17 protein-coding genes are annotated in these 21,464 nt (G+C 68.3%); 10 read left to right on the top strand and 7 right to left on the bottom strand.

The features are described 5' to 3' along the window. Positions 1-49: 49 nt before the first annotated feature. Complete coding sequence (locus H0B54_RS09095) at positions 50-1,186, bottom strand: sialidase family protein (RefSeq protein WP_188260027.1); 1,137 nt, start codon at positions 1,184-1,186, stop codon at positions 50-52. Positions 1,187-1,323: 137 nt separating this feature from the next. Between H0B54_RS09095 and H0B54_RS09090 the strand changes: the two genes are divergently transcribed. Then, positions 1,324-2,340: a radical SAM/SPASM domain-containing protein gene (locus H0B54_RS09090; protein WP_188260026.1), complete on the top strand. Its 1,017-nt coding sequence runs from the start codon at positions 1,324-1,326 to the stop codon at positions 2,338-2,340. Positions 2,341-2,361: 21 nt separating this feature from the next. Here H0B54_RS09090 and H0B54_RS09085 read toward each other — a convergent pair whose 3' ends face one another. After that, on the bottom strand, positions 2,362-3,708 hold the full coding sequence (locus tag H0B54_RS09085; protein WP_188260025.1) for a YihY family inner membrane protein: 1,347 nt from the start codon (positions 3,706-3,708) through the stop codon (positions 2,362-2,364). A 136-nt stretch (positions 3,709-3,844) separates the two neighbouring features. Between H0B54_RS09085 and fabI the strand changes: the two genes are divergently transcribed. The 4 genes from fabI (at position 3,845) to H0B54_RS09065 (ending at position 7,771) form a co-directional block, all read left to right on the top strand. Continuing rightward, entirely contained in the window at positions 3,845-4,693 is an 849-nt protein-coding gene (gene fabI / locus H0B54_RS09080; protein ID WP_094302920.1) for an enoyl-ACP reductase FabI, read from the top strand. A 199-nt stretch (positions 4,694-4,892) separates the two neighbouring features. Then, complete coding sequence (locus H0B54_RS09075; protein ID WP_343068916.1) at positions 4,893-6,029, top strand: hypothetical protein; 1,137 nt, start codon at positions 4,893-4,895, stop codon at positions 6,027-6,029. 96 nt (positions 6,030-6,125) lie between these two features. Then, a complete protein-coding gene (aroC, locus tag H0B54_RS09070; RefSeq protein ID WP_188260023.1) occupies positions 6,126-7,202 on the top strand; it encodes a chorismate synthase in 1,077 nt (358 codons plus the stop codon). Positions 7,203-7,249: 47 nt separating this feature from the next. After that, entirely contained in the window at positions 7,250-7,771 is a 522-nt protein-coding gene (locus tag H0B54_RS09065; RefSeq protein WP_343068915.1) for an invasion associated locus B family protein, read from the top strand. Between the two features lie 9 nt (positions 7,772-7,780). Here H0B54_RS09065 and H0B54_RS09060 read toward each other — a convergent pair whose 3' ends face one another. Then, positions 7,781-8,875 (bottom strand): response regulator, encoded by a 1,095-nt coding sequence (locus H0B54_RS09060; RefSeq protein WP_188260021.1) that lies wholly within the window; start codon positions 8,873-8,875, stop codon positions 7,781-7,783. Between the two features lie 218 nt (positions 8,876-9,093). On the opposite strand from H0B54_RS09060, the gene H0B54_RS09055 reads away from it, so the two are divergent. Together H0B54_RS09055 and sppA are read left to right on the top strand one after the other, a co-directional pair. Further along, positions 9,094-9,666, top strand: coding sequence for a peroxidase-related enzyme (locus H0B54_RS09055; protein ID WP_094302925.1), 573 nt, complete (start codon positions 9,094-9,096; stop codon positions 9,664-9,666). Positions 9,667-9,693: 27 nt separating this feature from the next. After that, entirely contained in the window at positions 9,694-11,445 is a 1,752-nt protein-coding gene (sppA, locus tag H0B54_RS09050; RefSeq protein ID WP_188260020.1) for a signal peptide peptidase SppA, read from the top strand. Positions 11,446-11,543: 98 nt separating this feature from the next. On the opposite strand, the gene H0B54_RS09045 is transcribed toward sppA, so the two are convergent. Next, complete coding sequence (locus H0B54_RS09045) at positions 11,544-11,789, bottom strand: hypothetical protein (RefSeq protein WP_094302927.1); 246 nt, start codon at positions 11,787-11,789, stop codon at positions 11,544-11,546. A 645-nt stretch (positions 11,790-12,434) separates the two neighbouring features. Here H0B54_RS09045 and H0B54_RS09040 point away from each other — a divergent pair. After that, positions 12,435-15,482 (top strand): chemotaxis protein CheB, encoded by a 3,048-nt coding sequence (locus H0B54_RS09040; protein WP_188260019.1) that lies wholly within the window; start codon positions 12,435-12,437, stop codon positions 15,480-15,482. Beyond that, the gene (locus H0B54_RS09035) at positions 15,479-18,025 is read left to right on the top strand and encodes a PAS domain S-box protein (protein WP_188260018.1); all 2,547 of its coding nucleotides are present in this window, start codon (positions 15,479-15,481) and stop codon (positions 18,023-18,025) included. The genes H0B54_RS09040 and H0B54_RS09035 overlap by 4 nt, the downstream gene beginning before the upstream one ends. Positions 18,026-18,101: 76 nt before the next feature. Here the strand turns inward: H0B54_RS09035 and H0B54_RS09030 are convergent, their stop codons facing one another. The 3 genes from H0B54_RS09030 to H0B54_RS09020 all read right to left on the bottom strand — a co-directional run bounded on the left by H0B54_RS09030 (position 18,102) and on the right by H0B54_RS09020 (position 19,781). Beyond that, on the bottom strand, positions 18,102-18,314 hold the full coding sequence (locus H0B54_RS09030; protein WP_143271883.1) for a hypothetical protein: 213 nt from the start codon (positions 18,312-18,314) through the stop codon (positions 18,102-18,104). Positions 18,315-18,382: 68 nt separating this feature from the next. Further along, positions 18,383-19,186: an ABC transporter permease gene (locus tag H0B54_RS09025; protein ID WP_188260017.1), complete on the bottom strand. Its 804-nt coding sequence runs from the start codon at positions 19,184-19,186 to the stop codon at positions 18,383-18,385. Positions 19,187-19,190: 4 nt separating this feature from the next. After that, positions 19,191-19,781, bottom strand: a complete 591-nt coding sequence (locus H0B54_RS09020) for an ABC transporter ATP-binding protein (RefSeq protein ID WP_188260016.1) — start codon at positions 19,779-19,781, stop codon at positions 19,191-19,193. 128 nt (positions 19,782-19,909) lie between these two features. Here H0B54_RS09020 and H0B54_RS09015 point away from each other — a divergent pair, with 128 nt between their 5' ends. Continuing rightward, positions 19,910-21,451, top strand: a complete 1,542-nt coding sequence (locus tag H0B54_RS09015; protein ID WP_188260015.1) for an MDR family MFS transporter — start codon at positions 19,910-19,912, stop codon at positions 21,449-21,451. Positions 21,452-21,464 lie beyond the last annotated feature (13 nt).

Raw genomic sequence — 21,464 nt, 5'->3', positions numbered from 1 at the left:
GGATTGCGGTATGGCCGGGGACGATAGGAGGTGCGCGGAAGCCCGTCAATCAGCCGCTCACGCGCAGCAGCGTCGCCTGGATGTGCCGGACGCCCGCCGCGTCGCAGATGTAGTAGCAGACCGCCACCCGCCCGTCCGCCAGAACGGTCGCCCAGGGATAGCCGACGTCGGGTGACGGGGCGTCGGCGCGGATGACGACCTCCGGCGCGCGCTCCAGAGTCTCCCGCCGGCTGTCCCAGACGCGGGCGCGCACGCCGTAGGGCTCGTGGCGGTAGCCGTAAACGACGAGCAGCCGTCCGTCCGGCAGCGGGCAGGCGTCGTAGGGATGCCCGATCACCGCGCTTTCGATCCAGGGCGCCCAGCTTTCCCCCAGGTCATGGGAGACGGAGGTGGCGAGGCGGTCGCCCAGCCCGGTCGTGCGGTGGAAGGCGACCAGTTGCCCGTCGGCGGTCAGATGCAGGGCGGTTTCGCAGAAGCCGGCCCGCCCCGCCGGGTCGCGCGCGATGGTGCTGCGCAGCGTCCAGCTTTCCCCCCGGTCGCGGGAGGCGAACAGGTAACTCGTGTAGGGGCCGCCGGTGTAGGTCGCCATCAGCAGCGTGCCGTCCGGCGCCTCCACCGCCCGCCCACGCACCGCGCCGCCCAGCATCGGGCGCATGCCGGGCAGGATCGGCCCCTGGTCCGGCAGTTCCGGCAGGTAGCGGTGGGCCGACCAATGCCGCCCGCCGTCGTCGCTGACGCGGGTGCTGCCGCCCCAGAACAGGAAGAAGGTGCCCGACGTCTCGGCGTTGCCCAGCAGGTGGACGCCCTTCTCCCGAAGCCGCAGGCCGTGGCGCGCCGACATCGGGTACCAGCCGAAGCTGCCCATGACGATCCGCCCCGAACGCAGAACCAGCAGGCTGGGGTCCTGATCGCCCGCCTCCGGGTCGGTGGGCAGGGGCTGCGGCGGGCCCTCCGGCTCGAAATCCGGGGTAAAACGCTGGACCACGAGGTGGGAGCGCGAATCCACATGGTCGACGCTGGTGAAGTCGCCGTTGCCCTCCGCCGGCTCCCCGTGCAGCCAGCGGTGGTCGCGGGCGCGCCGGAAGGCCACGAGCACCCGACCGTCGGCCAGCGTGGCCGCGGACGGAAAGGACGCATAAAAGCGCCGGTCGCTGTAGACGATGCGATGAGAAAAACTGTCGAGCATGCCCTCTGATCCGCCGGGCGCCCACGGCATTGGGGGCGCCCCGCCAATGTCCGGTTGCCGGAATGAAGGATTCCTTTACGGTGCGCGTGGTCCCTTGCTAGTCACACCGCTTTCCGCAGCCCTGCCCGGCGAAGGTCATGACCGAAGTGAGCACCGAAGCGACCGCTCCCGCGAACATTCCCTATGGCCGCCACCGCGACCGCAACGACCTGTCGCAGGTGCTGCCGCTGACCACCCCCTTCTCGCTGCTGATCGACCCGTCGAACGGCTGCAATTTCCGCTGCGTCTTCTGCGCCACCGGCAACCCGGAGCTGCTGAAGGAGGTCGGTCGCCCCCGCGGCGCCATGAAGTTCGATCTGTTCCGCAAAATCGCCGACGACATCGCCGAATTCGACGCGCCGATCAAATCCGTCCACCTCTACAAGGACGGCGAGCCGCTGGTGAACACGCGGATCGAGCACATGGTCCATCTTCTGAAATCGCGCGGCCTGGCCCGCCATGTCGAGATGACCAGCAACGGCTCCCTGCTGACGCCGGAGCGGGCGGACGCCCTGCTGGCCGCCGGGCTGGACGCCATGCGCGTCTCCGTCTACGGCGCCAGCGACGCCATGTACAAGCGCATCACCCGTCGCTTCGACCGCTTCCAGACCGTCGTGGACAATGTGGCGTACCTTTACCGCCGCAAGACGGAGATGGGCCGCGACTTCCACCTGCACTGCAAGATCATCAACGTGGAGTTGACGGAGGAGGAGCGGCAGAGCTTCATCGACACCTTCACGCCGATCGCCGACAGCCTGTTCGTCCATCCCCTGCACGGCGAGGCGCTGGCCGAGGATAGCGCCTTCGCCGCCGCCCCCGACACGGCGCGCAAGGTCTGTTCGGAGCCCTTCCTGAAGCTGGCCATCAACTTCAACGGCGAGGTGTCGGTCTGCTGCGCCGACTGGCGCATGGGAACCATCGTCGGCAACGTCGCCGAGGAGTCGCTGCGCGACATCTGGAACGGCGAGCGGCTGCGCGATTTCCGGCTGAAGCATCTGGAGGGCCGCCGCGACGAGATCGAGGCCTGCCGCGGCTGCTCCTACGTCCAGACTCTGCCCGCCGACAACAATCTGGACGGCTTCGCCGCGGACCTCATCGCCAAGTACCAGGCTTGAGCGTGCGCACAAGGCCGGCGTTCAGGGCCAGCGCTTCGCGCGCAGCGGCACCGGGCCGGAGCCCTCCCCCGCCACGGTCCCGGTGTCCTGCGACTCCGGTTCCCGCGGCCCCGTTTCGAGCGGTCCCGCCTCCAGGGGGCGGTCGGACAGCAGGTTCTTGATCGGCACGCCGAGGATGTCCTCCTGGTTCCGTTCCGCCTGCTCCAAAAGCTGGGCCGTGCGGTCCTGCCAGGGCAGTTCCAACCCGCCCAGCCCCCGGACGGAGCCGCGCAGGCCGATGCCCAGCGCCTTCATCAGGTCGAACAGCGTGGCCTCGCTCAGGTCGCGGGTGACGACCCAGGCGTTGTGCGTGGTGTGGGCCACCCAATGGGCGTCGCGAAGCTGCTCCAGAATGCCGTCGATCAGCACCGTCCCGACCGGAACGCGCCCGACCAGCGTCCGCCGCCGCAAGCCCACGCCGAGCCGCGTGCCCTCCAGAAGCTCGTGCAGGACGGCCAGCGCCAGCCCCAGCCGCTGGGCGGGCAGCAGCCCCTCCGGCCCGCCTCGGGTGATCTTGCCGGCCCGCCATTCCGGCAGCGAGGCGGTGATGACCGCGCCGAACAGCACCGTGGACCAGGCGATGTAGAGCCAGAACAGGAAGATCGGCACAGTCGCCAGCGCGCCGTAGATGGTCTGGTAAGCCGGAAACTCCTTCATGTACATGGCGAAGCCCGCCTTGGACGCCTCCAGCAGCAGCGAGGCGACCGCCCCGCCGCAGGCGGCGTCCATCCACCCCACGTCCCGGTTGGGGATGATGACGTAGAGCAGCGTGCAGCCGACCAACTGCAGCATGAAGGGCAGGATCGCCCCGATCCCCACCAGCGGGTCGGCAAACCCCTCCAGATGGGCGAACTGGAGCACCGCCCACAGGGTGCTGGACAGCGACAGGCTGGCGCCGGCGAACAGCGGGCTCAACGACACCACCGCCCAGAAGGACAGGATGCGGGTGACGTAGGAGCGCGGTTCGCGCACCCGCCAGACGGTGGCGAAGGACCCCTCGATGGTCCAGATCAGCAGGACGGCGGAGATCGCCAGCCCGAGGATCCCGAACACCGGCATCTGCCCGGCGTTGGCCATGAAGGCCGCCAGATATTGCAGGATGGCGTCGCTGTTCTCCGGCACGAGGTTCTTGAACAGCAGCGTCTGGATGCGCGACTGCAGCGCGTTGAAGGCGGGAAAGGCGGAAAAGATCGCGAAGCCGATGGTCATCAGCGGCACCAGCGCCAGCAGCGAGGTGTAGGTCAGCGACGCCGCGGTCTGGAAACAGTTGTCGTTGTAGAAGCGCATGGAGGAATAGGCGATGAAGCCGCCGATTTCCCGAACGCGCACAAAGGGGTTCCACGCCCCTTTCGAAGTGCCTTCGGTTTCAGCCACAGGACGCCTCCCGCCTAGGTTTGACCGGGCCGGTCTTTCGTGTAGGATGCGGCCCACTTTTCAAAGCATACTCTGGATGCACGAGGTACGGATGTCCAACCCGAAGCCGCTCATGGACGGCAAGCGCGGCCTGATCATGGGCGTGGCGAACGATCGGTCGATCGCCTGGGGAATTGCCTCCACGCTGGCGCAGCACGGCGCCGAGCTGGCCTTCACCTATCAGGGCGACGCGCTGCTGAAGCGCGTGAAGCCGCTGGCCGAACAGGTCAAGGCCCCGCTGCTGCTGCCCTGCGACGTCACCGACGAGGCCAGCGTCGACGCGACCTTCGCCGCCATCGAGAAGGAATGGGGCAAGCTGGACTTCCTGGTTCATGCGATCGCTTTTTCCGACAAGAACGAGCTGGACGGCCTCTATCTCGACACGACGCGGGCCAACTTCCTGCGCACCATGGACATCTCCTGCTACTCCTTCACCGCGGTGGCGCAGCGCGCCGTTCCGCTGATGAAGGACGGCGGCAGCCTGCTCACCCTCTCCTACTACGGCGCCGAGCGCGTGATGCCCCACTACAACGTGATGGGTGTCGCCAAGGCCGCGCTGGAGGCGAGCGTGCGTTACCTGGCCGTCGATTTGGGCGGTCGGGACATCCGCGTCAATGCCATCTCCGCCGGCCCGATCAAGACGCTGGCCGCCAGCGGCATCGGCGACTTCCGCTACATCCTGAAGTGGAACGAGCTGAACGCCCCGCTGAAGCGCAACGTCACCATCGGCGAGGTCGGCGGTGCCGGCCTGTTCCTGCTGAGCGATCTCGGCACCGGCGTGACCGGCGAGGTCATGCACGTCGACTCCGGCTATCACACGGTCGGCATGGTCGCGGTGGACGCGGCGGCCGAGGTGTCGCAGCTCCTGGGGTCGCTGGGCGGCGCTGGCAAGCCCGCCTGATCCCAGGCCTCCGGCGACGGCGGGCGCGTCCGGTTCGTTCCGGAACGCCCGCCGGAAACGCCCTTACCCCATTTGAGACATTTTTTACCGAACGTCGTATTACCTACTTTTGCGCACCGCAGCAGACCGCTATTCTTCACGCCTACGGAAGGTTGCGGAAGGTGACGGTCGGATGCGTGCACGGCGGCAATCGGATTCGGTGTCCCCGATTCTGGAGCAGATTCTCTACGGCGGCTCCAGCGTCTCGATGAACTTGATCACCATCACCCGCGAGATCCCCGAAGAAAACCGCCTGTTCCGTGCCCGTGGCTTGAACAAGGCCATTTTGTTCAAGTATCCGAATTTCGATGAAGACGCCGACGACTACGCCAACCCCATCGCCGACGAGGATGAGGATGGCGACGCCGCATCGCGCCCGGTCGAAACCGGCATCTACATTCCGCACAGCGTCGAACACACCGAAGCGGGCGGCCTCGCCATCTATCTGCGCGCCCGCAACAGCAACCTCCTGCTGGCCGAGCAGTTCGGCATCGGCGAGGCCAACAGCGAGGCCGCGGCCGCGGACCTGCGCACCCTCACCCTGATCGACAGCGTGCCCTCGCTGGACGCCTTCCTGCTGAAGGCCTGTTTCGAAGGCGAAAAGGTCCCGGTGGACAAGCGTCACTGGGCGATCAGCGACACCGAGGACCAGCAGCTCCGCCGCCTGATCCGGGCGCGCATCGAACCCATCGTGCGCAAGGCCATCGACGGCGGCGGCAACGGCGCCCAGAGCATCGAACGTTTCCTGGAGGCAATCTGGAATCCCGAGCTTGAGGAAGCCGGCCTGTTCGTCTCGGCCTTCGGCATCGACCGCAGCGAAGCGGACCAGATCTTCAGCGCCTGGAAGGGCACGACCTTTTACGAGTACCAGCTTCGCCGCATCGCGCCGCGGGCGCGGATCATCCTGAACTGGCTGAAGTCGCGGGAATGCATCCCGGTCGATATCCGCATGCACAAGCCCTACGAAACCCAGCTTCTGATGCACATCGAGAAGGTGGGCAAGCTGCTGGAAACCACGCTGATGGACATCCGGCAGATCCTCGCGGATTACGAGGCGAGCTTCTCCGCCTTCATGGCCGGCCAGCCGGAACCCTTCCGCGACTATTTGCGCAAGATCCGCTCCCATTACTGGCTGCTCGGCTACTGCGTCTCGGCGCTCACCAGCGTCGCCCATCTGGACGCTCGCTGCATGAAGAACAACCCGCAGCGCAAGCTCTACTTCGAAACCACGCACAAGCTGCTGCGCCAGTTCGAAGTCGCGCTCGACCGGCGGCGTGAACAGAAGGGAGCGTTTTAAGCCCTCTCGCGCTTGACGCGCCGGCCGAAACGCCGCAAGAAACGCGCTCCACCGTACAATGTACGGCAACATCGCGTCGCATCGGGAGTCCTCGCCATGGCCGGCAACAGCTTCGGAACGCTTTTCCGCTTCACCACCTGGGGCGAGAGCCATGGGCCGGCGATCGGCGTGGTGGTGGACGGCTGCCCGTCGCTGCTCTCCCTGACCGAGGCGGACATTCAGCCCTGGCTCGACAAGCGCCGCCCCGGCCAGTCGCGCTACACCACCCAGCGCCAGGAGCCCGATCAGGTCAAGATCCTGTCCGGCGTGTTCGAAGGGCAGACCACCGGCACGCCGGTATCGCTGATGATCGAGAACACCGACCAGCGTTCCAAGGACTACAGCGAGATCGCCGCCAAGTTCCGGCCCGGCCACGCCGACTACACCTACTGGAAGAAATACGGCATCCGCGATTACCGCGGTGGCGGCCGCTCCTCGGCGCGCGAGACGGCCTGCCGCGTGGCGGCGGGTGCCGTGGCGCGCAAGGTGCTGGGCGACGGGGTGACCGTCCGCGGCGCGCTGGTGCAGATCGGCCCGCACAAGGTGGACCGCGGCCGCTGGGATTGGGCGGAGGTGGACAACAACCCCTTCTTCTGCCCCGACCCGCAGGCCGCCGCCGAATGGGCCGACTATCTGGACGGCATCCGCAAGAGCGGCTCCTCCATCGGCGCGGTGGTCGAGGTCGTGGCCTCCGGCCTGCCCGCCGGGCTCGGCGACCCGCTCTACGACAAGCTGGACGGCGATCTGGCCCGCGCCATGATGACGATCAACGCCGTGAAGGGTGTGGAGATCGGCAACGGCTTCGAGGCCGCCACCCTGACCGGCGAGCAGAACGCCGACGAGATGCGTTCCGGCCCTGACGGCGAGCCGGAATTCCTGTCCAATCAAGCCGGCGGCATCCTGGGTGGCATCTCCACCGGACAGGACATCGTGGTGCGCTTCGCCGTGAAGCCGACCAGCTCCATCCTCACCCCGCGCCAGACCGTCGATCTGGAGGGCAAGGACACCGACATCCTGACCAAGGGCCGCCACGACCCCTGCGTCGGCATCCGCGCCGTTCCGGTGGGCGAGGCGATGATGGCCTGCGTGCTGGCCGACCATCTGCTGCGCCACCGCGCCTACGCGCGGGGCTGAGGCCGATGCGGGGACCGGGACGCAGGACGGGTGCGTGGCGTGGTGGCGTGATCGCGGGGGTTCTGCTGGTCGCCGCCCTCCCCGCCGCCGCCCAGTCTCCGGCCTACCGCGAGCATTCGGAGACCTTCAAGGACTGGCGCCTCTACTGCCAGGTCTGGAGCGAGCCGCGCCGCGTCGAATGCGAACTGCTGTCCCGCCCCGGCAGCGACCGGCGGTCCCGCCTCGTCTGGCTGCGCTCCAGCGAGCGCTGGCTGGAGGGGCTGCGCTTCCGGCTGGACGAGCAGACGATGGACCTGTCGAAGATCGTCCGCGTCTGGGTGGACCGGGCGCTGTTCCGCCCCGAATATCCGTGCGAACGCTTCGAATGGGAGACCAACACCTGCGCGGTGGGCGATCCGGAGACCAACGCCAAGCTGGTCGAGCGGCTGACTCCCGGCAAGGAGGTCTCCGCCGTCGGCTCCGCCCCGGCAGGCGGCAAGGCGGAGGTGCGCTTCTCCCTGACCGGCTTCAAGCCGGCGTTGGAGCGCATGGAGGAGATCCGCCGCGAGGCGGGCATACGCTGGAAATAGATACGGCGCTCAGGCCGGATCGCCCTCGCTCTCCGGCTTGGCGTACTTCTTCTTGGCGCGGTCCAGCGAGGCGAGAAGCTGCTGGCCGATGGCCCCGCCGTCGCCGCTGATCCGACCGGCCATCACCGCCTTGATGGCGTCCACATGGGCCTTCAGCAGCAAGCGCTCATTGCCGGTGACGGCGGGAAAGCTGCCGTGCGTCGCCTCATAGAGCGACTTGGCGATTCGGGTGATCAGCGGATAGCCGAAAATGCCGCCCTGCCCGCGCATCTCGTGAGCGGAGCGGTTGATCTGCGCCATCAGCGCCGGGACCGCGGCGGCGTCCTCGCGCAGCCGGTCGACGCGGCGGGCCAGCTCGTCCACCTCACCGGCGATCCAGGTGGCGTAATCGCCCGCCCGGTTCTGGATCTCCGCCTCCGCCGCCGCCAGAACCTCGTCGGGCAGGGTCGGGACGGGATCCTTCGGCGCGATGCCCATCTTGGCACCCAACCGGTTGGGCAAATCGAAATGGACGACCGGAAAGCGGTCGATGCCCATCGCCTTGGACTTGCTGTGCACCACCAGGACCTCGCCGGGGCCCGTCATCCGGCAGTCCATCGCCACGGGTCGCTGCGTCCGCCGCCGGTCCGGCCCGAAATAGCCCTTGGCGAGCACGAAGCGCCGCGGCCGGGCGATGGCGGTCAGCAGGCGGCTGGCGATGGTGGCGGCGGAAAAGGGCTTGGCGATGAAGTCGGTGGCGCCCAGGTCGCGCGCCTGCTCCACGTAATGGCGGTCGGCGGCGCCGGACAGCATCAGCACGGGCAGGAAGCGGTCCGGCGACTTCGGACTGCAGCGCAGCCAGCGCAGCAGCATCAGCCCATCCACCTCCGGCATCACCAGATCGGAGATGATCACGTCCACCGGCGCCGTGCCGGGCGGCAAGGCCGCCCGCCGCTCTTCCAGGAAGCGGATGGCTTCCGCCCCACCCGGCTCGGCATGAACCGCGCCGACGCCGATGGTGCGCAGGGTGGCGGTCAGCACATTGCGGATGAAGGCGCTGTCCTCGACCACCAGAATCGAGAGGAGGCCAAGCTTGGGCGCGCCTTTGCCTCCCGAATCGTTCATCGGTCGAACCACTGCGTTGCAAGGAGATGAACTCTTCGCACGAGCAATGGCGGCTTGGCGAGAGACAACGCATGAAAGGCAGGATTGCAACCCATGGTGAAGCGCCTGGACCGCCCTGACCGGAGGTGGGGCTTTGCGAAGCGTCTCCGCCCGGCTACCCTGTCGGCCAAAACAGCATCGACCGCAACGACGCAGACACACCGGAGGAGAGCACCGCGATGCCGCAGCCCGATCACGTCATGGCCCTGCCCGTTCCCGAGACGCCCGACCTCGACCCGGAGATGGCGGCGCTCTTCGCCAAATGCGAGGAGAAGCTGGGCTTCGTCCCCAACGTGCTGCGCGCCTACAGCCTGCGCCCGAAGAAGCTGCGCACCTTCGCCCAGCTCTACAACGAGCTGATGGTCGGCGAGAGCGGACTGTCCAAGCTGGAGCGGGAGATGATCGCCGTGGTCGTGTCCTCCGCCAACCACTGCTACTACTGCCTCGTCGCCCATGGGCAGGCGGTGCGCAAGCTGTCCGGCGATCCGGAGTTGGGCGAGATGCTCGCCTTCAACTACCGTGCCGCCAAGCTGGAGCCGCGCCAGCGCGCCATGCTCGATTTCGCGTGGAAGCTCACCAAGGAGCCCTGGACCATGGGCGAGCCGGACCGGCAGGCGCTGCGCGATGCCGGCTTCGGCGAGGAGGAGATCTTCGACATCGCCGACACCGCCGGCTTCTACAACATGTCGAACCGCGTCGCCTCCGCGGTGGACATGCTGCCGAACCGCGACTACCACAAACTGGACCGCTGACGCCGCGCAACCACCGGAGCCACCCGGATGCTGAGGTTCTTTGTCCGCCTGTTCGCCCTCATCGGCTTCCTCGTGGTGGCCGCCGTGGTCACCGGGATCGTCCTGGCGGTTCGGCATGAGCCCTCCCTGCCCGACACCGTCGTGCTGGAACTGGACCTTCGCGACCCGCTGGCCGAAGGGAGCGTGGACCGGCTGGGCAGCGTCCTCGGCCATGAGACGACCTTCCAGGAAGTGCTGGACGCGCTGGAGCGGGGGCGCGGCGACCCGCGGGTGAAGGGCGTTCTCGCCCACTTCGGCGGGGACGGTGCCAGCTTCGCCCAGGTGCAGGAACTGCGGGCGGCGGTGGAGCGGTTCCGCGCGTCGGGCCGCTTCGCCATCGCCTTCGCCGAATCCTACGGCGACACCGGGGCGGGCAACCGCTCCTACCTGCTGGCCAGCGCCTTCGACGAGGTGTGGATGCAGCCGCTGGGGTTGCTCGGCCTGACCGGCCTGTCGGCCCAGATCCCCTTCGCCCGCGGCGCTCTGGAGAAGCTGGACATCCAGCCGCAGGTCTTCCAGCGCGAGGAGTACAAGAGCCTCGCCGACAGCGTCATGCGGACGGACTTCACGCCCGCCCACCGCGAGATGATGGAAGCGCTGCTCGGCGACCTGACCAACCAGATCGTCGACGGGGTGGCGGTGAGCCGCCGCCTCCCCCCCGCCGCCGTCAAGGCGGCGATGGACCGTGCCCCCCTGATCGACCGCGAGGCGATGGACGCCAAGCTGGTCGACCGGCTGGGCTACGCCGACGAAGCGCGGGAGGAGGCGCTGCGCCGCGCCGGGGCCGCGCCCGGCGCCGACACCATGGAGGCGGCGGACTATCTGGACGTCGCCGGCCCGCCCAACCGCGGCGGCCCGACCATCGCCCTGATCCACGCCACCGGCACCATCACCGGCGGCGACAGCGGCAAGCCCGGTCTGGGCGAGGTCACCGCCGGGTCGGAAACCATCGTGGAGGCCATCGAGGACGCGGTCGACGATCCCGACGTCAAGGCCATCCTGTTCCGCATCGACAGCGGCGGCGGCAGCGTGACCGCGTCCGAAACCATCCGCCGCGCGCTGGTCAAGGCCCGACAGTCGGGCAAGCCGGTGATCGCCACCATGGGCGGCACGGCGGCATCCGGCGGCTATTGGATCGCGCTGGCCGCCGACCGCATCGTCGCCTCCCCCGCCACCGTGACCGGCTCCATCGGCGTGGTCGCCGGCAAGATGTCGGTCGCCGGCCTGTCGGAGCGGCTGGGCGTGCATTGGGGCGTCCTCGACACCGCCCCCAACGCCGGCCTGTGGTCGCCCTTCCGCCCCTTCGGCCCCGCCGGGGAGGAGCGGCTGAACGCGATCATCGACAGCAGCTATTCCACCTTCCTGTCCCGCGTCGCGGAGGCCAGGCACCTCACCCCCGAACAGGCCAGGGACGCCGCCAAGGGCCGCGTGTGGACCGGCGCCCAAGCCAAAAATCTCGGCCTGATCGACGAGCTGGGCGGAGTCGCCACCGCGCTGACGCTCGCCAAGCAGGCGGCCAAACTGGCGCCGGACTCCCCCGTCACCGTGACCAGCTACCCCCGCCCGAAGCCGCTCATCCGGGAAATCCTCGACCTCGCCTCGGGCAAGGGCGATCTGGTGGAAGCCGTGGCGGTGCTGGCCGGGCTGCGCCCGGCGCTGGCCGAATTGGCGCCGCTGGTGAAGGCGGCCCGCGGCGGCGCGGTGGAGGCGCGCATGCCGCCGCTGGGCCTCGAACGGTAGGACTCTCGGATAAAGTTCAGGCCGGCGGAACAACCGCCGGCCTGCAGGAGAGTGGCTGCGTTGCGTCGTGACGGCTGCGCCTCGTCACAAGTGCGTCGTCAATGCCGCGTCGCAAGCCCCGCCGAACAGAGCATCATCAGCGAACCGGCGCTGGTCCGGTTCTCACTTTCCAAGTAACTCTGAAATCCCGGTGAGCAGACCAACCGCGCGATTTCGTCCTTCGAAAAGACCGGCAGGAAGGGATTGTTCGACAGCTCCTCGTAAGCAGCCCTGGCCACTACTCTCAGATTAAGCGGAATCGCCGCGATATATCGGTCGAGAGCACATTCGTCCTCGCGCTCCATCTGGCGCACTCCTTTCCTACGTTTCTCATGATTAGTGGCTACGGATTAAAGATTGCGCAAAGCGCCAATCGCGTAAAGCGACATAAGCGAACGAGGCAACAGATCCTGCACAGTGTTGTGCCCGTATCACATCATACGTTCTGGGTAAGCTGTGCGCTGGTGGCAAATCCCATCGATTTTTATCTTTCAACCCGGCCATGAAACGTAGCTCTCGAAAAAAGGAACGAGGCACCGCAACACAATGAGTTCGCGCAACCGAAGTCAGGACATTGGAAATAAACGAATATGGAAAATCGCGACACATTCGAAAGTCTCGGCTCGGCGAGCTTTGAAAGCCGAAATCGAACATTGTTCAATGCGTGGCCAAAAACCCATTAGTCATATGCGCAACGTCAAGGACAGTACAGGTTCCCACGCCACGCCGGATCTTTGGAAAGCCGGCGCGGTACGTCCCTTCAAAGGAGGGATTGTCCGGATTGACTGGCATGGATGCTTCCTATATAGCCGCTAGACCCTTCGCCGTTTCAAAACCGCCGGCGCGTACGGATAAGGAAAGGCGCCGTGCGAGGGAGGGTTTGAATGTCACAGGCAGACGGCGAATAATTTGGAAGGCCGTCTTTTACTCCCGCAGACCCGAAGTGCTCCGTGGAACCAGAAGACAACGATCACCCCATCGCCGACGCGCCCATGCCACCCGACGAGGGTGAGCACACGGTTTCCGTCTATGGTCCCTATCCGGAAGGCCGGGATCGGGTCTGCTGCATCGTCGGCATCGGCGCCTCCGCCGGCGGGCTGGAAGCGCTCCAGCGCTTTTTCGACAATGTGCCGGGGGAGAGCGACCTCGCCTATGTGGTGGTCCAGCATCTGTCGCCGGTCCACAAGAGCCTGATGGTCGATCTGCTGGCCAAGCACACCGCCATGTCGGTGGTGCAGGCCGCGGATGGCATGGCGGTGGAGCGCAACACCGTCTATCTGCTGCCCCCCGCCAAGCATCTGTCCATCGAGGACGGGCGGCTGATCCTGACCGCCAAGGACGCCGCCGGGGGCATGAGCCTGCCCATCGACATCTTCTTCACCGCTCTGGCCAAGGACCAGGGGCCGCGGGCGCTGGGCGTGGTGCTGTCCGGCACCGGGTCGGACGGCACGCGCGGCCTGCTGGCGATCAAGTCGGCGGGCGGCTTCGCCGCGGCGCAGGACCCCGAATCGGCGCAGTTCGACGGCATGCCGCGCAGCGCGATCGCCACCGGGCAGGTGGACGCCGTGAAGACGCCGGACAAGCTGCCGGGCTGCCTGATCGAGCACGCCGGCCGGGTGCTGTCCCGCAACCTGCCCGTCCCGGCCAAGCCGCAGGACCGCGACAACGACCCGCTGGCGCAGATCGTCGCGGCCATCCGCTCCGTCACCGGCGTGGATTTCTCGCATTACAAGCTGGCGACCCTGCTGCGCCGGATCGAACGGCGGATGCACACCGCCGGCCTCGATTCGATGAGCGACTACGCCGCCCTGCTCCGCCGCAACAGCGCCGAAACGGTCAGCCTCTACAAGGAGATGCTGATCGGCGTCACGCGGTTCTTCCGCGACGAGGGGGCCTTCGCCTCGCTCGCCGACAAGGTGATCCCCACCCTGCTGGCCAAGCGCAGCCCCACCGACATGGTGCGCGTCTGGGTCTGCGGCTGCGCCACGGGTGAAGAAGCCTATTCCATCGCCATCCTGTTCGCCGAGGCGCAGGAGCGGATGGGACGGTCCTTCGACGTCAAGATCTTTGCCACCGACATCGACCAGGACAGCATCGAGATCGCCAGCCTGGGCGAATACCCGCGCTCCATCGCGGAGGACGTGTCGCAAGAGCGGCTGACCCGCTACTTCATCGCCCGCGGCGATCATTATCTGGTGTCGCGCGACATCCGACGCATGGTGGTTTTCGCCGCCCACAACATCATGCGCGATCCGCCCTTCACCAAGATTGATCTGGTGAGCTGCCGAAACCTGCTGATCTACATGGACTCGCCGCTCCAGCGGAAGGTGCTCAGCCTGTTCCAGTACGCGCTGCGGCAGAGCGGCTTCCTGTTCCTGGGCACCAGCGAGACGCTGGGCGACCTGTCGGCGGAGTTCCAGGTCCTGGACAGCCGGAACAAGCTGTTCCAAAGCCTGCGCACCGGCACCCACCGGCTGTCGCGGCTGCTCGTCCCCACCGTCGCCGCCCCGGCGCACCGCCATGGCGACGAGACCATGTCGCAGGCGCAGGAGGAAGGGGCCGCCATCGACGAGGCGATCTCGACCCTGATGCGGGCCTATGTGCCGCCCAGCCTGCTGGTCAACGAGCAGATGAACATCATGCACGTGTTCGGCGAGGCGTCGGCCATCCTGAAGGTGCCGCCGGGCGAGGCCACGCTGAACGCGCTGAAACTTCTGCCCTCCTCGGTTTCCATGGTGGTGGGAACCGCGCTGACGCGGGCCTTCCGCTCCGGCGAGGAATTCGCCCTGTCGAACATCCCGGTGAAGGACCGCGAGGGGCTTCCCGCCGTCAGCCTGCGCGTCAAGCCCTTCGTCGCCCGCAAGACCGGCCGGCGTTTCGCGCTGATCGTGCTCGACCCCAGCGCCCCGGCGCTGGCCTTGCCGGACAGCGACTTCGACTTCGACACCGACACCGCGGAGCGCATCCGTGGGCTGGAGCAGGAGTTGGTTTCCCGCGGCGAAAATCTCCAGGCCACCATCGAGGAGCTGGAGACCGCCAACGAGGAGCTGCAGGCGACCAACGAGGAGCTTCTCGCCTCCAATGAAGAATTGCAGAGCACCAACGAGGAGTTGCAGTCCGTCAACGAAGAGCTGTACTCCGTCAACGCCGAATACCAGGCAAAGGTGGAGGAGCTGACGGAGGTCACCAACGACCTGGACAACCTGCTGCGCTCGACCGAGATCGGCACGGTCTTCCTGGACAGCGGCATGGTGATCCGGCGCTTCACCCCGGCGGCGGCACGCTTCATCAACATCATCCCGCGCGACGTCGGGCGGTCGATCTCGCACCTGTCGACCAACATCGACTATCCGGACTTCCTCAAGGACATCGAACGGGTCTTCCACGACCACAAGCCGGTGGAACGCCACGTCCCGGTGCGCGGCGACCGCTGGATCCAGACGCGGATCCTTCCCTACCTGACCGAGAAGAACCAGGTGGCCGGGGTGGTCGTCACCTTCGTGGACGTCACCGCCGCCAAGGCCGCGGAGCACCGGCTCCAGACGGTGCTGGACAGCCTGCCGGAGCATGTGGCGGTCATCGGTTCCGATGGCGCCATCACCATGGTCAACCACGCCTGGCGCGTGTTCGGCGAAAGGAACGGCGCCCCGGCGCTGGAACGTTGCGGGCCGGGCACCAATTATCTTGATGTGTGCAACGCCGAGGAAGGAACCGAAGGCGAAGACATCGCCCGTGCCGTGAACGACGGGCTGCGTCGGATTCTGTCCGGCGACATCGAGCAGTTCACCATCGAATACCCTTGTCACTCCGACAAGGAGGAGCGCTGGTTCATGATGCACGCCTGCCGTCTGGCCGGATTGTCAGGGGGAGCGGTGGTCAGCCACATCGACATCACCAACCGGAAGCGGATGGAACTGCGCGCGAGCGGACGGCGGAACGGTCAGAAAAAATCCGGGGCATCCACAGTCAAGGATCCCGCGACCGGAGGCGCGGCGTGAACGGATTCCGCAACGAACGGCTTCGCAAGCGCGCGGAACAGGCACTCAACTCGGGCGGCTTTGAAGGGGCGGAGGTCTCGGCGACCACGCTCAAGGAAGTCCTGCACGAGCTGTACGTCCATCAGGCCGAGCTGGAGATCCAGAACGAGGAACTGCGCACCGCCCAGCAGGCGCTGGAAGCCTCGCGCATCCAGTATCTCCAGCTCTTCCAGTCGGTGCCGCTGGCCTGCTTCACCGTCAACGCCGCGGGCATCATCTGCGAGGCCAACGCCGCCGCCGAGCGGCAGTTCGGCCTGCCGCTCCGCCGGCTGAAGGGCCGCCCGCTGACCCTGATGGTCGAGTCGCTGGACCATGGGCGCCTGTTCACGGCGCTGGCCCGGCTGCGCGACTCCGGGCAGTGGACGCGGCAGGAATACACCTTCGTCGGCGCCCACAGCGCCATCGACGGGCTGACCGACGCCCGGGTCGTCGAGCTGGAGGCCGGGCCGGACGGGGTCGACAAGGGCGACGTCCTGCTGACCATCACCGACGTGACGGAACGCAACGCCTGGGTCAGCGAGCTTCAGGACGCCCGCGACGAGGCGGAACGCACCCGCGCCGCCTACCACCACATCCTCCAGGCGGTGGCCGACGGCATCTGCGGCCTGGACGCGCGCGGCGCCGTCACCTTCGTGAACGCCGCAGCCCAGTCGATGACCGGCTTCGGCGCCAGCGATCTGGTCGGCCGCGCCTTCGCCACGCTGATCGGCGGCGACGAGGAGGAGGAAAGCCGGCGCGCCTTGACGCTGTCGCTGGCCGACGGGCTGGTCCGGCAGGTGACCGACGGACGCCTCCGCCGCCAAGGCGCCGGCGATTTCGTGGCGGAGCTGACCGTCTCCCCGATCCTCCAGAACGGGGCGATCACCGGAGCGGTGGTGGCCTTCCGCGACGTGACCGCCCGCCGCGCCGCGGAACAGGCGCTGGCGGAGAGCGAGCGGCGGCACCGCACGCTGGTCCAATCGCTGTCCGAAGGACTGGTCATGCGGTCGGTGGACGGCACGGTGATGGTCGCCAACGCCATGGCGGAACGGCTGATGACCGGGCCGACGGGCGTGCTGCTCGATCCCCTTGCCCGCCCTTTCGAAAGCCGCAAGCCGGGCGACCGGGCGGGCCGCGCGGCCCGGCGGCGCTTCATCGGCGCCGACGGCGCCCGGCTGACCGGACTGCCGCCCGCCGCCAAGGCGGTGGACAGCGGGAGGCCGGTCGTCGAACAGATCGTCGGCATCGCCGAGGGCGACGAGGCGGCGGCCCCCACCCGTTGGCTGCGCGTCTCCAGCCATCCGGTGCCGGGTGCGGACGGACAGCCCGAGGCTGTGGTGTCCAGCGTCACCGACATCTCCGCCATCAAGTCGATGGAACGCGACCTGAACGTGGCGCTGGACGCCAAGGAGCGCTTCATGGCGGCGGCCAGCCACGACCTGCGCCAGCCGGCCCAGGCTTTGACCCTGCTGTCCGGCCTGCTGCTGAAGGAGCCGATCCCGGAAGACGCGCGGCGCATCGCCACCCAGCTCCGCGACACGGTGGCCTCGCTCGGCGGGCTGCTCGACTGCCTGCTGGACATCTCCAAGCTGGAGGCCGGTCTCATCACTCCCCACAGCACGCCGGTGGAGGTGGGGGCGATCATGGAGCGCCTGCACGGGGAGTTCCGGGCGGTCGCCGCCTCCTCCGGCCTGACGCTGCGCACCGTGCCGGTGCGGCTGGGCGCCTGCACCGACGGCGGACTGCTGGAACGGGTGCTGCGCAACCTGCTGACCAACGCCATCCGCTACACGCGGCAAGGCCGGGTGCTGTTCGGGGCGCGGCGGCGCGGCGGCGCCCTGCGGTTCGAGGTGTGGGACACCGGCATCGGCATTCCGGAGAACCAGCTCGACCGGATCTTCCAGGACTTCTACCAGATCGGCAACGCCGCCCGCGACCGGCGGGAGGGGCTGGGCATGGGGCTCAGCATCGCGCGGCGCCTCGTCCATATGCTGGGCGGCACGATCGAAGTGACCTCGACGGCGGGCAAGGGGTCCTGCTTCGCCGTCACCCTGCCGCAGGCGGCCATTCTCGACCAGCGGCACTGCGGCGATTCGCCGGACGACTCCGCCTCGGGAAGCGGCGAGGCGGACGGCGACGCCTCCGTCCTGCTGGTCGAGGACGATGCGGTGATCCGCATGGCGCTGGCCCTGATGCTGGACGGCTGGGGCTACCGGGTGACCGAGGCCGGCTCGGTTGCGGAAGCGTTGGAGATGGTGGACGGCACGCTGGTGCCCGACCTCGTGCTGACCGATTACCGCCTGCCGGACGGCGACACCGGGCTGATGCTGATGGACACGCTGCGCCGCCGCTTCGGTCCCGACCTGCCGGGGGTGCTGCTGACGGGCGACACCTCCTCCGACCGGCTGCGCGAGGCCGCCGGTGCGCAATGCGCCCTGCTGCACAAGCCCATCCAACCCGACGACCTGCGCCGCACCGTACGCGCCAGCCTGGAGCACCGCGACGCGGAGACGGAGGCGACGTAGCGGAAAACCTTGCCCCCACCCCGGCCCTCCCCCGCTGACGCAGGGGAGGGTTAGGGAGGGGGCAAGGTCAGCAGCCTTACGGACGCTCCAAATCCGCCTGGGTGGCGCGTTTCAGGTGGTTCAACCGCTCCTCGGCCTCGTTGCGGGCATAGGGACCTTCCACATCCATGCCGAAGCTCACATAAAAGCCGTCGGCTTGGGCGATGTGGGTTCCGACGGGCAGATACTCGTCGGTGGGCTCGTCGTTGCCGATGATCGCGCCGTTCCGGATTTCCACGATGTGCGCCATGACCCGCTCCCCGCCGTCGTTGGTGAACACCAATCGGTGTTCAACGGTGGCGGTCCCGTCCGGGTTCCTTACGCTTGCCTCCGCCGCACCAGCCGGTCGAGCCGCAGCCGGTGCCGCCGGTCGCTGAGCCGACGCACCGTCGCCAGCGAGGCCGCCAGCACGCCCAGCCCGGTCGCGCCGGAGATCAGGAACATGATGAGGATCTGGTACTTCACCGCCTCTCCCGGATCGACGCCGGAGAGGATCTGGCCGGTCATCATGCCGGGCAGAGCCACCACCCCCATGGCCGCCATGCTGTTGATCGTCGGCATCAGCGCGGTGCGCAGCGCGTGGCGCAGAATGGGCCGCAGGGCCGTCCAGCGGGTGCAACCGAGCGCAAGCTGCGCCTCGATGGCGGCCCGCTCCCGCGCCGCCGTCGCGGTCAGCGTGTGGAGGGCCAGCCCCACCCCGCTCATCGCGTTGCCCAGCACCATGCCCAGCATCGGAATGGCGTAGCGCGCGTCCCACCAGGGGTCGGGCCGCACCGCGGTGGACAGGCCCAGCAGCAGGACGATCCCCGCCGCCGCCCCCATCGCCCCGGTGCCGATGCCATAGGACCACCAGCCGGCCAACCGGCGCTCCTGCCGGGCCATCGTCTCCTGGCCGGCGAACAGCAGCATGACCAGCGCCGCCCCCAGGGTCAGCCAGGGCGACTCCAGGGCGAACAGCCGGGTCAGCACCAGCCCGACCAGCGACAGCTGCACCACCATCCGCAGCGCCGCCACCAGCAGCGGCCGCGCCAGCCCGAGCGCCAGCGCCGTGGACAGGCCGCCGTTGACCAGCAGAAGCAGCGCCGCCATGGCGAGGTCGGCGTAATGCAGGGTCACCAGCATCGCCCTACCCCTCCGTCACCACGCCGTCCGCGACGTGCAGATGCCGCCGGGCCAAGCGGACGGCCTGTTCCGGCGAATGGGTGACGATCAGCACCCCCGCCCCGCGGGCCAGTTCGGCGCGCAGCAGCGCCTCCACCCGCTCCGTCGCCTCGGCGTCCAGCGGGCCGGTCGGCTCGTCGAGCAGAAGCACCTCCGGCCCCTGGACCAGCGCGCGGACCAGCGCCAGCCGTTGCCGCTCCCCGGTGGACAGGCGGGCGACCGGCCAGTCCATCACCTCCCCCGGCAGGCCCAGCGCCCCGGCGAGCGCGGCGGCGCGGTCCGGCCGCGCGAAGTGGGCGCCCACCCGGTCCTCCCACCAGCCCGACTCGGCGGCGACGTAAGTCACCCGGCGGCGCCAGAGCGGAGCGGGCACCTCCTCCCGCAGGGCGCCGTTCAACCGCACCTCTCCGGTCGACGGATCGAGGTCGGCCAGGGCGCGCAGAAGCACGGATTTCCCCGATCCGGACTTTCCCTGCACGGCCACGCACTCGCCGGTCTCCAATCGGAAGGTGGCGGGCTTCAGCACGGTCGTGGACAGGTTGCGCACGGTCAGCATGGAGGGTTACGGCGACTATTCCGGAAGGTGGGCGGGGAGATTAGCAGCCATCCGCGGCGGAGTCCTTGCGCGGAACGTCCCGGGGGCTATGGTACGCCCCACCGTTCATTCCGGCCTGAACCGAGACCATGACCGACGCCTCCAACGACCACGCCGTCTTCACCCACCGCGAAATCATGCGGGTGTTCAGCGGGGTGGCGCTCGCCATGCTGATGGCGGCGATGGACCAGACCATCGTCGCGACGGCCCTGCCGACCATGGCTCACGACCTGGGAAGCCTGGAGAATCTGCCCTGGGTGGTCACCGCCTATCTGCTGGCCTCGACCTCCACCACGCCGATCTACGGGAAGCTGAGCGACCTCTACGGGCGCAAGCGGGTGCTCCAGGTGGCGATCTTCCTGTTCCTGATCGGGTCGGTGCTGTGCGCGCTGGCGCAGAGCATGGGGCAGCTCATCCTGTTCCGCGGCATCCAGGGTCTGGGCGGTGGCGGCCTGATGGCTCTGGCCTTCACCATCATCGGCGACGTGGTGGCCCCGCGCGAGCGCGGGCGTTACCAGGGCTACATCGGCGGCATCTTCGCCCTGTCCAGCGTGGCCGGGCCGCTGCTGGGCGGCGTCTTCACGGAACGGCTGAGCTGGCACTGGATCTTCCTCATCAACCTGCCGCTGGGGGCGGCGGCGCTGATGATGACCAGCCGGGCGCTGGACCGCCTGCCGGCGGGACGGGCGAAGCCGACCATCGACTATCTGGGGGCGGCGCTGCTGATGGGCACGGTGACCTCCCTGCTGTTCGTGGTGTCGCGCGCCGGGGTCGCCCTGCCCTGGACCTCCCCGACGATCCTCGGCCTGTGCGTCCTGGGCCTCATGATGTTCGGGGTCTTCCTGTGGCACGAGCGGCGGGTGGAGGAGCCGATCCTGCCGCTCCACCTGTTCCGCGAACCGGTGGTGGCGGTCGCCAACCCGGTGGTGGCGGTGTCGGCCATGGTGCTGTTCGCCGGCATCGTCTATCTGCCTCTGCGCTCGCAACTCGTCGCCGGGACCAGTGCGACGACGTCGGGCTTCCTGCTGCTGCCGATGGTGCTGGGCATGGTGCTGGGCGCGGGTGGCGGCGGTCGGCTGATCTCCAAGTCGGGCCGCTACAAGGTCTTCCCGCTGGCCGGGCTGGCGCTGGCGGCGGTGATGTATCTGGCGCTCGGCCTGTCGCCGACCGTGTCGGAGAGCGGGCTGTGGTCCACGCTGATCCTGGTTCCGCTGGGCATCGGGCTGGGGCTGGTCATGCCGGTGATGACGGTCGCCGTGCAGAACGCGGTGGACCGGCGCGACCTCGGTGCGGCCACGGCCTCGGTCGGCTTCTTCCGCTCGCTCGGCGGATCGGTCGGGGTGGCGGTGTTCGGCGCGGTCTTCGCCGCCGACGTCGAGGCCCGGCTGAACGCCGCCGGCCTGCCCGGCATCAGCGGGCGCGAGGTGATGGAGCGCGGCCCGTCCGCCCTGTCGAACCTGGCACCAGCCGCCCGCACCACCGCCCAGTCGGTGTTCGAGCACGGCTTCTCGACGCTGTTCCTGCTGGCCGCCGGGCTGGCCGTGGTGTCCTTCGTGCTGACGCTGTTCCTGAAGGAACTGCCCCTGCGCTCCGCCGCCGACGCCACCAAGGCCGGGGCGGAGGTGGTCTGAGAATAGCCAGCAA

The sequence above is a fragment of the Azospirillum tabaci genome (genome assembly GCF_014596085.1).
In the GTDB taxonomy this organism is placed as follows: domain Bacteria; phylum Pseudomonadota; class Alphaproteobacteria; order Azospirillales; family Azospirillaceae; genus Azospirillum; species Azospirillum tabaci.
The sequence above is the reverse complement of the archived record's forward strand: the minus strand, read 5'-3'. Positions and strand labels throughout refer to the sequence as shown.

Bases quoted from the DNA above. Each gene is read 5' to 3' on its own strand.
- H0B54_RS09095 (WP_188260027.1), bottom strand. From the start codon at position 1,186: ATGCTCGACAGTTTTTCTCATCGCATCGTCTACAGCGACCGGCGCTTT.
- H0B54_RS09090 (WP_188260026.1), top strand. From the start codon at position 1,324: ATGACCGAAGTGAGCACCGAAGCGACCGCTCCCGCGAACATTCCCTAT.
- fabI (WP_094302920.1), top strand. From the start codon at position 3,845: ATGTCCAACCCGAAGCCGCTCATGGACGGCAAGCGCGGCCTGATCATG.
- aroC (WP_188260023.1), top strand. From the start codon at position 6,126: ATGGCCGGCAACAGCTTCGGAACGCTTTTCCGCTTCACCACCTGGGGC.
- H0B54_RS09060 (WP_188260021.1), bottom strand. From the start codon at position 8,875: ATGAACGATTCGGGAGGCAAAGGCGCGCCCAAGCTTGGCCTCCTCTCG.
- H0B54_RS09055 (WP_094302925.1), top strand. From the start codon at position 9,094: ATGCCGCAGCCCGATCACGTCATGGCCCTGCCCGTTCCCGAGACGCCC.
- sppA (WP_188260020.1), top strand. From the start codon at position 9,694: ATGCTGAGGTTCTTTGTCCGCCTGTTCGCCCTCATCGGCTTCCTCGTG.
- H0B54_RS09045 (WP_094302927.1), bottom strand. From the start codon at position 11,789: ATGGAGCGCGAGGACGAATGTGCTCTCGACCGATATATCGCGGCGATT.
- H0B54_RS09030 (WP_143271883.1), bottom strand. From the start codon at position 18,314: ATGGCGCACATCGTGGAAATCCGGAACGGCGCGATCATCGGCAACGAC.
- H0B54_RS09025 (WP_188260017.1), bottom strand. From the start codon at position 19,186: ATGCTGGTGACCCTGCATTACGCCGACCTCGCCATGGCGGCGCTGCTT.
- H0B54_RS09020 (WP_188260016.1), bottom strand. From the start codon at position 19,781: ATGCTGACCGTGCGCAACCTGTCCACGACCGTGCTGAAGCCCGCCACC.
- H0B54_RS09015 (WP_188260015.1), top strand. From the start codon at position 19,910: ATGACCGACGCCTCCAACGACCACGCCGTCTTCACCCACCGCGAAATC.